General features: G+C 29.1%; 12 protein-coding genes. All 12 read left to right on the top strand.

What is annotated here, in order from left to right:
- Positions 1 to 224: 224 nt before the first annotated feature.
- The gene (locus tag G594_RS19630; RefSeq protein WP_049177661.1) at positions 225 to 1,364 is read left to right on the top strand and encodes a murein hydrolase activator EnvC family protein; all 1,140 of its coding nucleotides are present in this window, start codon (positions 225 to 227) and stop codon (positions 1,362 to 1,364) included.
- A gap of 14 nt (positions 1,365 to 1,378) precedes the next feature.
- A complete protein-coding gene (ftsX, locus tag G594_RS0109500) occupies positions 1,379 to 2,299 on the top strand; it encodes a permease-like cell division protein FtsX (protein ID WP_027098366.1) in 921 nt (306 codons plus the stop codon).
- 164 nt (positions 2,300 to 2,463) lie between these two features.
- Positions 2,464 to 3,162 (top strand): response regulator transcription factor, encoded by a 699-nt coding sequence (locus tag G594_RS0109505; protein WP_027098367.1) that lies wholly within the window; start codon positions 2,464 to 2,466, stop codon positions 3,160 to 3,162.
- Positions 3,116 to 4,510, top strand: a complete 1,395-nt coding sequence (locus tag G594_RS0109510; RefSeq protein ID WP_081663649.1) for a sensor histidine kinase — start codon at positions 3,116 to 3,118, stop codon at positions 4,508 to 4,510. Before G594_RS0109505 ends, G594_RS0109510 begins: the two co-directional genes overlap by 47 nt.
- A gap of 56 nt (positions 4,511 to 4,566) precedes the next feature.
- Complete coding sequence (locus G594_RS0109515; protein WP_027098369.1) at positions 4,567 to 4,806, top strand: SHOCT domain-containing protein; 240 nt, start codon at positions 4,567 to 4,569, stop codon at positions 4,804 to 4,806.
- A 150-nt stretch (positions 4,807 to 4,956) separates the two neighbouring features.
- Positions 4,957 to 5,409 (top strand): hypothetical protein, encoded by a 453-nt coding sequence (locus G594_RS0109520; RefSeq protein ID WP_027098370.1) that lies wholly within the window; start codon positions 4,957 to 4,959, stop codon positions 5,407 to 5,409.
- A 105-nt stretch (positions 5,410 to 5,514) separates the two neighbouring features.
- On the top strand, positions 5,515 to 5,775 hold the full coding sequence (locus G594_RS0109525) for a hypothetical protein (RefSeq protein WP_027098371.1): 261 nt from the start codon (positions 5,515 to 5,517) through the stop codon (positions 5,773 to 5,775).
- 10 nt (positions 5,776 to 5,785) lie between these two features.
- Entirely contained in the window at positions 5,786 to 7,033 is a 1,248-nt protein-coding gene (locus G594_RS0109530) for a Y-family DNA polymerase (protein ID WP_027098372.1), read from the top strand.
- 264 nt (positions 7,034 to 7,297) lie between these two features.
- Positions 7,298 to 8,134: a BglG family transcription antiterminator LicT gene (licT, locus tag G594_RS0109535; RefSeq protein ID WP_027098373.1), complete on the top strand. Its 837-nt coding sequence runs from the start codon at positions 7,298 to 7,300 to the stop codon at positions 8,132 to 8,134.
- A gap of 133 nt (positions 8,135 to 8,267) precedes the next feature.
- A complete protein-coding gene (locus G594_RS0109540) occupies positions 8,268 to 10,118 on the top strand; it encodes a beta-glucoside-specific PTS transporter subunit IIABC (RefSeq protein WP_027098374.1) in 1,851 nt (616 codons plus the stop codon).
- A 15-nt stretch (positions 10,119 to 10,133) separates the two neighbouring features.
- A complete protein-coding gene (locus tag G594_RS0109545; protein ID WP_027098375.1) occupies positions 10,134 to 11,561 on the top strand; it encodes a 6-phospho-beta-glucosidase in 1,428 nt (475 codons plus the stop codon).
- Positions 11,562 to 11,767: 206 nt separating this feature from the next.
- Positions 11,768 to 12,535, top strand: coding sequence for a 4Fe-4S binding protein (locus G594_RS0109550; protein WP_027098376.1), 768 nt, complete (start codon positions 11,768 to 11,770; stop codon positions 12,533 to 12,535).
- Positions 12,536 to 12,544 lie beyond the last annotated feature (9 nt).

Consider the following 12,544-nt stretch of genomic DNA (forward strand, 5'->3'; position numbering starts at 1 on the left):
TTATTGTAAAAGAGACTATATTGGAGTAGTATAGTCTTTTTTTTATGTATATGAAAGTATAAAGTTTTAATTATGTATAAATCAAAGGGGGGATTACATTCTGTGACTTGGAGCTTGCTACGGAACAAGCAAAATAAATATATACCACACCTTTTTTAATCTTCATAATTGCTTCAAAAGTCTAGTGTATAATCTAAAGCTAATTCAAGGCGGAGGATTAAGTGATGAAAAAGAAGATGATTAAATATTTGACTATATTATTAATTTGTAATATTACAATCAATTATATTGAAGGTCCTATTAGAGTACATGCTGATACACTTCAGGAAAAGAAGGATAAGAAAGAGGATATAGAAAATAAGCTAGAAGCTACTAACGATGAAAGAAAAACTATAGAAAAGGAAAGTGCAAAGATTCAAAAGGAACTAGATTTAGTTAAGATTAAATTGGACAAGCTTAATGAGGAAATTAATACCCTTAATAAAGAAAATAAGAATATAGAAGAAGAGATATTAGAGGTAGAAAAAGTTCTTGAGGAAAATTATGAGATAATAAGAAGTATTATTAAAATTCAATATGAACAAAAGGTTGGAGGATATTTATCTATACTTTTAGAGGCTAAGGACTTTGGAAATTTCCTTAGAAGGTTAGAGGTAGTTTCAAATTTAATAAAGAATAATGATGAAACTATAAGAGAGATTAAAGAACTCCAAGTTGAATTGGAAAGTAAAAAAGAAACTTTAACTAAACAAATGGATGAGATTAATAAAAATAAGATAATAGTAGAAGAGGAAAAGGGTAGACTAGATAAATTAAATAAAGAAAATAAAGCTAAGGTTAAAAAATTAATTAAACTTCAGGGAGAGTTATCTTCTCAGATTAAACTTACAGAGAAAGAAATATCAGAATTAGAGTCTAGAGGACAAGAAATAAATAATGAGATAGTTTCTTCTTCAGGTGGAGGAAGTTACAATGGAAGTAAGATGGCTTGGCCAGTAATAGGATATACTACTCTTTCGTCAAAGTTTGGATATAGAATACATCCTATTTCAGGAGAAAAGAAGTTACATACTGGTATTGATATTCCTGCACCAGCTGGAACTCCTGTAGTGGCTGCAAATTCTGGAACAGTAATAATATCTAGATATGATAACTCTTATGGTAATATGGTTGCAATTGATCATGGTGGCGGAATTGTTTCTTTCTATGCCCATAATACAGAAAGACTAGTTAAGGTTGGAGATAAGGTTTCAAAGGGGCAGAAGATTTCAACTGTTGGAACAACAGGATATTCTACAGGAAATCACCTACATTTTGAAGTTAAGAAAAATGGAACTTTTGTAGATCCAATGAATTACTTATAGTGGGAGGGGAAATGATGAAGTCTTGGACAATAAAAGCACTATCTAAAGATGGTTTAAGAAGTATAAAAAGTAATAAGTTATTGGCTTTTGCAGCTATCTTAACTTCAGTAATATCATTTACCTTACTTGGAATATTTTATTCAATAATAGATATTACTAATGACAATATTATAAAACTTCAAGAGGAAGTAAGAGTTGTAGCTTTCTTAGAGGATGATGTTGAAGAATCAGAAGTATTAAATATAAAAGAAGATATTGAAGATATAAGTGGTGTAGAAAGGGTTATATATGTTCCTTCAGATGAAGGGTTAGAAGATTATAAGAGAGATATTGTAAGTGAAGAAGACGATGATATGATGAGAATAGTTGAGGAAGCAATAGACAAAGGAAATAATCCAATTCCTGATACCTTAGAAATAGAAACAGAAAATATAAATATTAATGAAGAGGTAATGAATAAAGTATTAGAGTTAGAAAATGTTTATAAGGTTTCTGATGGAAATTTAATCACAGATTTTCTTAAGACAATGAGTAAATATGTAAGGATTTTTGGTATAGTACTAATTCTAATATTAGTTATTTCATCAACTATATTAATATCTAATGTAATAAAGGTTTCGGTTTTTGTTAGAAAAAGAGAAATTGGGATTATGAAGTATATTGGAGCAACTGATAACTATATTAGATTACCTTTCATAATAGAGGGGGCAGTAATAGGAGCTTTGGGAGCAGGAATTAGTGCTTTAATGGTATCCATAGTTCATTTATTAGTTAATACTAATATGTCTGAAACACTAGTTAGTTTTATACCAGGTTTTTATATTACACCTTTAGGAAATATAATGATTATTTTATTACCATTACTTTTCTTCATGGGAATAACTATAGGGGTTGTAGGAAGCCTAATATCATTAAAGAAATACTTAATAGTATAGAATAAAGTCTATAGGAATAGTAGTTTATTTAGCTACATTCTTATAGACTTTTTGTGGTATTCTATAGAAAGCTTATGGAGCAAATATGAAGATTCTCCATAAAAAATACATAAGTTATTGATAAGATTACAAATAATATTAAGAAGAACATTTAGGAGGAAGAAATGTATTTAGATGTACTAATTGTTGAGGATGAAGAAAAAATTTTAGATGTAATAGAAGCTTATTTAAAAAATGATGGATTTAATACAATAAGAGCAGTAGATGGTGAAGAAGCTTTAGAAAAGTTTGAAATATTTTCTCCTGATATTGTAATTTTAGATTTAATGTTACCGGATATTTCTGGGGAGGAAGTATGCAAAAGAATAAAGAAGGAGTCTAATACTCCTGTAATAATGCTTACAGCAAAATCAGCTGAAGAGGATATTTTAAATGGATTTTCTTTAGGATGTGATGATTATGTGGTAAAGCCTTTTAGACCTAAGGAGTTAGTTGCAAGAGTTAATTCGGTATTAAAAAGAACTTTAGGAATAGATAATATGAGTGAGCTAATCTTTAATGGTGGAGAGTTAAAAATTAATTTAAAGACAGGAGAGGTCTTTAAAAATGATAATATTGTTACATTAACTCAATCAGAATATAAAATATTACAAACTTTAGCTACAAATCCTAAAATAACTTTTACTAGGAATGCATTAATAAGCAAACTTAATGATGAATCAGCAGCTTTTGATAGAGTTATAGATACTCACATAAAGAACCTAAGGGCCAAGATAGAAGAGAATAGCAGAGAGCCAAAGTTTATAGTTACAGTTTATGGCGTTGGATATAGATTTGGAGGGGAAAATGAGAACACTAAATAAAAGAATGTTTCTATCTTTTATGATTATTTCCTTTGCCATTATATTTTCAATTAGCTTTACTTTTAGATATTTTATAGAAAAAAGTTTTAATTCTTATATAGAAAGTTGCAATGTTGAAAGAATGGATGAGATAGCAAGAAGCTTAAGCTATGCCTATTCTAATGATACTTGGAATAAGAGCTTTATAGAGGAGGTAGCTTTAAAAGCCTTAGATGATGGACTTATTATAAGTATTCATGATAATAAAAACAATTTAATTTGGAGTACTCATGAGGAGCATAGGGGACGATGTGAATCTATGATGAAAAATGCCTTTAGTAATAAATTAAATGATGGAATGATAAGGAGTAGTTTAAATATTACTAAGAATGGAGAAAAGATTGGGAATGTACATATAAGCCATTATGGAACTTATTATAGGGATGTTGATACAACCTATTATGATACTTTAAACAAAGTTTTAATTATCATAACTATTATGGCAACTATTTTATCCTTAATTATAAGTTTAATACTTTCTAAATCTATTAATAAACCTATTTATAAGGTTATAGATACAGTTAAGCTATTGGGAAAAGGAAAATATAAGGAAAGGGTAGATAATAGCAGTAGTATAGTAGAAATTCAAGATATGATAGAGTCAATAAATATTATGGCAAAAAGACTGGACTCTCAAGATGCTATGAGAAAGAGATTAACTAAGGATATAGCTCATGAATTAAGGACGCCTATTACCATAATTTTAGGCCAACTTGAAGCTATTAAGGATGGAATATGGGAGCCAACAGAGGAAAGGCTTAATGGAATTTATGAAGAGATTCAAAGGATTGATAGGTTAGCAAATTCATTAAATAGTTTATCAAAGATTGAGGAAGAAAATGGGACATTACATAAGGAAAAAGTGGAGATATCTGAGCTTATAGAGAACATATTTATAAATTTTGAAAAAGAACTTCATAATAAAAATATAGATGGACAGCTCCACTTAAGTAAATGCGAAATAGAAGTTGATAAGGATAAAATTAGTGGAGCAATTATAAATCTAATATCGAATGCTTTAAGATATACTGAAAATGGTGGTTCAATTAATATAAAAACATTTGTAAAAGAAGATCACTTATTTATTGAAGTAGAAGATACTGGCATAGGCATAGCAAAAGAGGATATTCCTTATGTTTTTGAAAGATTTTATAGAACAGATGAGTCAAGAGCAAGGGTTACAGGAGGTGCGGGTATAGGACTTTCAATAACTTTAGCAATAGTTGAAGCCCATAATGGTACAGTTTATGTTAAAAGTGAATTAGGAAAGGGAAGTAAATTTATAATAGAACTACCTTTAAATTCATAATTTCTTCATAAGACTTTTTTATAATTATATTAGATTTAAGAAAGGTGGAAAAATTTATGTTTGGATGCGGTATTTCTAATGTAGGAACAATGGGAGGTGGCTCATTAATATTTGGGCTTTTATATTTAGGTTTTAGAGTTGTTGTAGTTGGATTAATTATATATCTACTATTTAAATTATTTAATGGAGGAAACAGTAATAATAAAGCTATTAATGTTTTAAATGAAAGATATGCTAGTGGTGAAATAAGCTTTGAGGAATATGAAGAAAGAAAGAGTAATTTAAATAGAAAGTAATATAATTTTATAATTTTCTTATCTCAGTATGAGAGAGGAGGATATTTGTTTTACTGATGAGATGGAAGAAGTGAAACAAATATCCGTTTTTTTACAGAAAAAATAATGTATAATAAGATTGTAGAATTAATTTTTAAGAGGGAATAGATTATGAAGAAGAAGGTATTTGTAATACTAGTGGTGATTATTTTATCTATAGGTGGATATGCACTTTATAAGGCAATAAATTTAGATCCAAGTATAAATTCTATTGAAGAGATGGATGTTATGAAGTTTGAAGGGGTAGAACATTTTCCAATGTTTAGTATAGAAGAAAATTTTAAGGATAAAGACAAAGGTAATATAGCAAAAATATTAAATGCTTTAAAGGATAGAAGTAGGAAAAATGATAAAGTTCTATTAAGCAATAGTAAAGGGTATTCTATTGATATGATGTATAAGGAAAAAAGTAATGAAGAAATTTTAACACAATATAAATATAAGCTATGGGTTAAAGATGAAAGTGTTTATATAACATTACATTCAAATGAACAAAAGTGTTATAAGTTAGGTGATGAAAGCGCAAAGATAATAATTGAATATATGGAGTCTGTAGTTGGATAAAAAGCTCTGAGAAATCGGAGTTTTTTTATTTAAGAATATCTTTACTGAAGAACAAATGTTCTGTTATAATAAGTGGGAACACATGTTTGTACTGGAGTGAAAGTTATGAAAGTAGTATCAAAATCAATTGATGTTATAGCGTTCTTTGAAAAAGATGGGGGAGTAAAGCCTTTAAGGTTTAGAATAAGTGAAGATGAGGAAGAAAAAGTAATTAAGATAAATAGGGTAGTAAATAGGGAAATAGAAAAGCTTGCAGGAAATGTAATGGAGAAGTTTGTATGTATAGCTTCAGTTAATGGAGTAGAGAGAATTTTTGAAATTAAATATGAACTACTAACTAAAAAGTGGATTTTATTTAAGTTTTAGGTGAATTAATATGAGTAATAGAATAATATTTCATATTGATGTTAATTCAGCTTATCTTTCATGGACTGCAGTAAATCTTCTTCAACTTGGGAAAAGTACAATAGATATTAGAGAAGTACCTTCAATAATAGGAGGAAAAACAGAAGAGAGGCATGGAATAGTATTAGCAAAATCAATACCTGCTAAGAAATTCAAAATTAAGACAGGAGAATCTACTTATGAAGCTTTAAGAAAGTGTCCTAAGCTATTAATATATACACCAGATTATGGGCTATATATGCAAAGCTCTAATGCAATGTATAAACTTTTATGTGAATATTCCCCTAAGATACAAAGGTTTTCTGTAGATGAGGTATTCATTGATGTATCGCATTATAAAGAAAATTATATGGAAAAAGCAGTAGAAATTCAAAGTAGAATAAGGAATGAACTTGGGTTTAATGTAAACATAGGTATAAGTACTAATAAGCTACTTGCAAAAATGGCAAGTGATTTTAACCCTAAGAATTCTATTCATACACTTTTTGAAAATGAAATAAAAAAGAAGATGTGGCATTTACCCGTAGAGGAGCTTTTTATGCTTGGTAGGGCAACAAAGAAAAAGCTTGAAAAGTTAAATGTAGAAACTATAGGTGAGCTTGCAACTTATAATGTTGAAATTTTAAAGAGTACATTTAAAAGCTTTGGAATAGTTCTTCATAATTATGCAAATGGAATAGATTCTTCAGAGATAAGAAGCACAAGCTATATAAATATGAAAGGTTTAGGTAATTCAACTACCATTCCATGGGATGTTACAAAGAGAGAGGAGGCTCTAAGGATTATTCTTTCTCTTGTAGAAATGATGAGTTTAAGGCTTAGAAAGTGTAATAGTTTGTGTAGAGTGGTTGTAATTTCTATTAAAAGTAATGCCTTTGAAAAATATAGTCATCAAAGGAAGATGGAGAATTATACAGATTGTACAATAGATATTTATAGAGAAATAGTTAAGGCTTTTGATGAAGCTTGGAGTAATGAGCCTATTAGGCAGATAGGGGTAAGGGTTACTGATTTATGTTCAAATGAATTTTTTCAAACCTCACTTTTTGATGGTGAAAGGATTGATAAACAAAGGGCACTAGATAAAACTTTAGATTCTTTAAGAAGCAGGTTTGGAAGTAAATCGGTTGTTAGATCAACTTTTATTAATTCTGGCATAAGTCCTTTAAGTGGAGGAAATGGGGAAGAGTACTATTTGATGATGAGTAGCATACTTTGAGGCAAGAAGGTAAGAAGATAATTAAGATAAAAGAGATAAGATGGGTAATAGGGATAAAATGGTGGTTATAAATTAAGTAAACATATACATTTTTTTTGAAAATATAGTTGTCAATTTAAAAATCATGTGATAATATAACTATACTGATATGAATATTGAAGGATTGTTACTGGTAAGGCAGGCAAAACCTATAGTTTATTGATTTGGAATAAGCTGTAGGTTTCGCTTGCCTTATTTTATTAGAAAGGGAGGTCTAACTAACAAATGAGAATCGATAAGATACTTAATAATAACGTTATTACATCTATAAATGAAAATGATGAAGAAGTTATCATTATGGGAAAAGGAATTGCTTTTAATAAAAGATGTGGTGACATAGTTATAAAGGATAAGATAGAAAAAGTATTTGTATTGTCTAATCCTAATATGAATAGGAAGTTTATAGAGTTAATAAGTAAAATTCCTTTAGAATATACAGTTTTATCAGAAAAAATAATTTCCTATGCAAGGAAAGAATTAGATAAAACATTAAATGAAAATATTTATATATCACTGACAGACCATATTTATAATGCTATACAAAGACAAAAGAGTGGAATTGTAGTAACAAATGGATTAATATGGGAAACTAAAAGGCTATATAAAGAAGAATATAAAATAGGGTTGAAGGCATTAGAAATGATAAGTGACCAATTTGATATTAGACTTCCAGAAGATGAGGCCGCTTTTATAGCTTTACATATAGTTAATGCTAATTTAAATGAGGAAATACCTATATTAATGGATATAACAAAGATTATCCAAGAAATACTTAATATAGTGAAATATAATTTTAATATAGAATTTGATGAAGAATCATTAAGCTATTATAGGTTTATAACACATCTAAAGTTCTTTGCACAAAGACTTTTTAATAACAAAATAATTGTTGAAGATAATGATAACGAATTGTATGAAATAGTAAAAGAGAAATATAAAGAGGCTTATAAGTGTGTTAACAAAATAAGAAAATATATATTAAAGGATTATAATTATGATTTAACTAAAGAAGAAATGCTATATTTAATAATCCATATAGAAAAGTTAGTAAACAAACAGTAGGATTATTATTAATATAAAAATCTATATTTAAGGAAGTGATAGGTTATTGGCAGAGGGTCAATAAAAAATCTATAGGGTTGTTACTGGTAAGGCAGGCAAGACCTTCAATTATAAAATATTGGAGGAAAATAAAATGAATTTTGAAAGAATAGCAAAAGAAGTATTAGAAAATGTAGGTGGAGCTAATAATGTAGCTCATGTTACTCACTGTGTAACAAGACTAAGATTTAATCTTAAAGATGATTCCAAAGCGGATATTGATAAGATTAAGAAGATTAAAGGTGTAATGGGACAAGTCAATAAAGGAGGACAGTTCCAAGTTATTATTGGAAATGATGTATCTGATGTTTATAAGGAACTTCTTAAATTAGGTAATTTTAAAAGTTCAAACAATCAGGAAGAGGAAAAGGGAGCAAAAAAAGGCATAATAACAAGCGTTTTTGACACTATAGCAGGTATATTTACACCAATAATTCCTGCAATAGCTGGTTGTGGTATGCTTAAGGCTTTTCTTGGATTATTTGTTGCTTTAGGATTGATTTCAACTGAAACTCAAACATATTATATCTTTAGTTTTATTAGTGATGCAGCATTTTTCTTTATGCCACTTTTATTAGCATATACAGCTGGGATAAAGTTTAAAACATCTCCATTTTTAGCTATGGTAATTGGTGGAGTTTTATTACATCCAAGTTTTTCTGCATTAGTAAGTGCAGGGGAACCTGTAAGTTTTTTAGGATTACCTGTTAGATTGGTTAATTATAGTTCTTCAGTAATTCCAATAATTCTTATAGTTTGGTTAATGTCTTATGTTGAAAAACTTGCAAATAAGTTTATTCCAAAAGTATTAAGATTAGTATTTGTTCCACTTATAGTAATTACTGTTACAGCACCAATAGGATTAATTGTAATAGGACCATTAGGAACTGTTATAGGTGATGTTTTAGCAAGTGGAATAATGTTTATAGATAGTAAAGCTACATGGACATTACCATTAATTATGGGAGGATTAACTCCACTGATTGTTATGACAGGTATGCATTATAGTCTTTACCCAGCATTATTTACTCAATTAGCAACTTTAGGATACCAAACATTAATGCCGGGTATGTTAATATCTAATGTCTGTCAAGGTGCAGCAGCTTTATGCGTTAGTATAAAAAGTAAGAATTCAGAATTAAAGCAACTAGCATCATCAACAGGTATTACAGCTTTACTTGGAATAACTGAACCTGCCATGTATGGTGTAAATTTAAAACTTAAAAAACCATTATATGCAGTACTTTGTGGAGGAGCTTTAGGAGGACTTTATGCAGGACTTACAGCAGTTAAAGGATACACTCCAAGTGGAAGTGGTCTTCCAGGTATTGCGGCATATATAGGGCCTGAAATGTCAAATGTAGTTAACATATTAATTGCTTGTGGCATAGGTTTTGTAGCAACATTTATTATTACATGGTTTATAGGTTTTGAAGATGAAGTTAATGAAGATGAAGCTGTAGAAGAAATAAGTGATGTAAAGGCATTAAAGAATAAAATTTCTATAAAGAGCCCAGTAAAGGGGGAAGCAGTACCTTTATCACAAGTAGATGATCCAACTTTTGCAGAAGAAATAATGGGAAAAGGTATAGCTATAATTCCAACTGAAGATGAAATATTTTCACCTATAAATGGTACTGTCTCATTGGTATTTAACACAAAGCATGCAATTGGACTAAAGACAGAAGATGGAGCTGAAGTATTAATTCATATTGGGTTAGATACCGTAAAATTAAATGGAGAACATTTTACTACTTTTGTAAAGAGTGGGGATAAGGTAAAGGTTGGAGACAAATTAGTTGAATTTGATAGAGAAGCAATTAAGAATAAGGGATATGACATAATTACTCCTATAATAATTACAAATTCATCAGATTATTTAGACATTATACCTAAGGATGTAACAAGCGTTAATCAAGGTGATGAAGTATTAGCAATACTTTAGTAAGGAGGAGTAAGTATGATTAAGAATATTAATAAGTTTCCAGAAGATTTTTTATGGGGGGGAGCAGTTGCAGCCAATCAATGTGAAGGTGCTTGGAATGTAGATGGAAAAGGAATAAGTACAGCAGATGTAGCAACAGCTGGTGCACTTAATGTTAAGAGAGAATATACTGATGGAATAATTGGAGGAAAATATTATCCATCACATGAAGCAATTGACTTTTATAATAGATATAAGGATGATATAAAGTTATTTGGAGAAATGGGATTTAAGTGCTTTAGAACATCTATAGCTTGGACTAGAATTTTTCCAAATGGTGATGAAAATTATCCAAATGAAGCAGGCTTAAAGTATTACGATGAATTATTTGATGAATGTTTAAAATATGGAATTAAGCCAGTAGTAACAATTTCTCACTATGAAATGCCTTATTCATTAGTAGAAAAGTATGGTGCATGGAGAGATAGAAGGTTAGTTGATTTTTATTTAAACTACTGTAATGTTATTTTTAATAGATATAAGGATAAGGTTACACATTGGATGACTTTTAATGAAATAAATGTTATAACATTACACCCATTTATTCCAGCTGGTATAAAAATAAAACCAGAAGAGAATAAAGAAGAAGTAATATATCAAGCAGCTCATCATCAGCTTATTGCAAGTGCTAAAGCAGTAAAATTAGCTCATGAAATTAATCCTGATTTTAAAGTAGGATGTATGATGGTTTATCCACTTGCTTATGCTGAAACATGCAATCCAGTGGATGTCCTTACAACAAATGAATTTATGAATAGACATTATTTCTTTAGTGATGTTCATGTTAGAGGTCATTATCCAAACTATATGAAAAAATACTTCGAGAGAAATAACTTAAATATTAAGTTTGAAGATAGTGATGAAGAAATATTAAAATCAGGTACAGTTGATTTTATAGGTTTTAGTTACTATATGACACTTGTTGTTAGTGGAAATAATGATGGTAAGACTTTAACAGGTGGAAATATGACAAAAGGAATAAAAAATCCGTATCTTAAAGCTTCAGATTGGGGCTGGCAAGTAGATCCAGTTGGATTTAGAATTGCCTTAAATAATCTTTATAATAGATATGAAATTCCTTTATTCTGTGTAGAAAATGGACTTGGAGCAGTTGATGAAGTTGAAGAGGATGGTTCTATTAATGATGATTATAGGATTGAATACTTAAGACAACATATTTCTGAAATGAAGAAGGCTATTACAATTGATGGTGTAGAAATGATTGGCTATACTCCATGGGGATGTATAGACTTAATTAGTGCTGGTACAGGAGAAATGAAAAAACGTTACGGATTTATCTATGTAGATAAAGATAACGATGGTAACGGGACTCTTGAAAGAAGAAAAAAGAAATCTTTCTATTGGTATAAAGACGTTATTAAATCAAACGGAGAGATATTATAATTATTATCTAGTAGATGCTGAATTTTCAGCATCTATTTTTTAAAATTAAAATAAGCATTTATATGGGGGAGAAATTATAAAGTTTATATTAAAACTAATAAATGTTGAAGTAGAGAAATAAGAGTCATATAATAAAAATTATGGTATTTAAGATTAGTAGTTAGATTTTTAATAAGTAATTAATAAGTTGGGGGAGAGTATAAAATATGAAACTTAATCTTATTTATTTTAGTCCTACTGGAGGAACAAAAAAGGTTTTAGATATTATTAGTGAAGAATGGAATTGTGATAAGAGAGAAATTGATTTATCTTTAGCAGAAAATGATTTTTCTAAGTATAGTTTTAAAAGAGATGATATTTGTATTGTTGGAGTTCCTTCCTTTGGTGGACGTGCTCCTCAGGTAGCTTTATCTAGAATTAAAAAAATGTCTGGTGGGAGTGTAAATACTATAATGGTAGCTGTTTATGGGAATCGAGCATATGAAGATACTTTATTAGAGCTTGAAGATACATTAGAGCAATGTAATTTTCATTGTATTGCAGCTATTGCTGCTAATGCAGAGCACTCAATTATGCATGAGTTTGGAAAAGGTAGGCCAGATATTGAAGATGAAAAAGATTTAAAGGGATTTGTAAAAAAGATTAAAGCAGTCCTTAATGAAAATTGTGAAGAAAAAGTTGTACAAGTTCCCGGTAATAATCCGTATAAAGAATTTAAGGTTGTTCCATTTATCCCGATGGTTAGTAATGAATGTAATAAATGTGGCCTATGTATTAAAAAATGTCCTACTAATGCCATATGTAAAGATAATCCACTATTTTTAGATGAATCAAAGTGTATTTCATGTATGCGTTGTATATCTATTTGCCCTAAGAATGCACGAATGCTAGATAAAGAAAAGTTATATTTATTGATACGAAAGTTAGAGAAGGTATGCAGTTCTAGAAAGAGTAATGAGCTTTTTATTATTTAATAGAGAAAA

Source organism: Clostridium paraputrificum AGR2156 (genome assembly GCF_000424025.1).
Classification (GTDB): Bacteria; Bacillota; Clostridia; order Clostridiales; family Clostridiaceae; genus Clostridium; species Clostridium paraputrificum.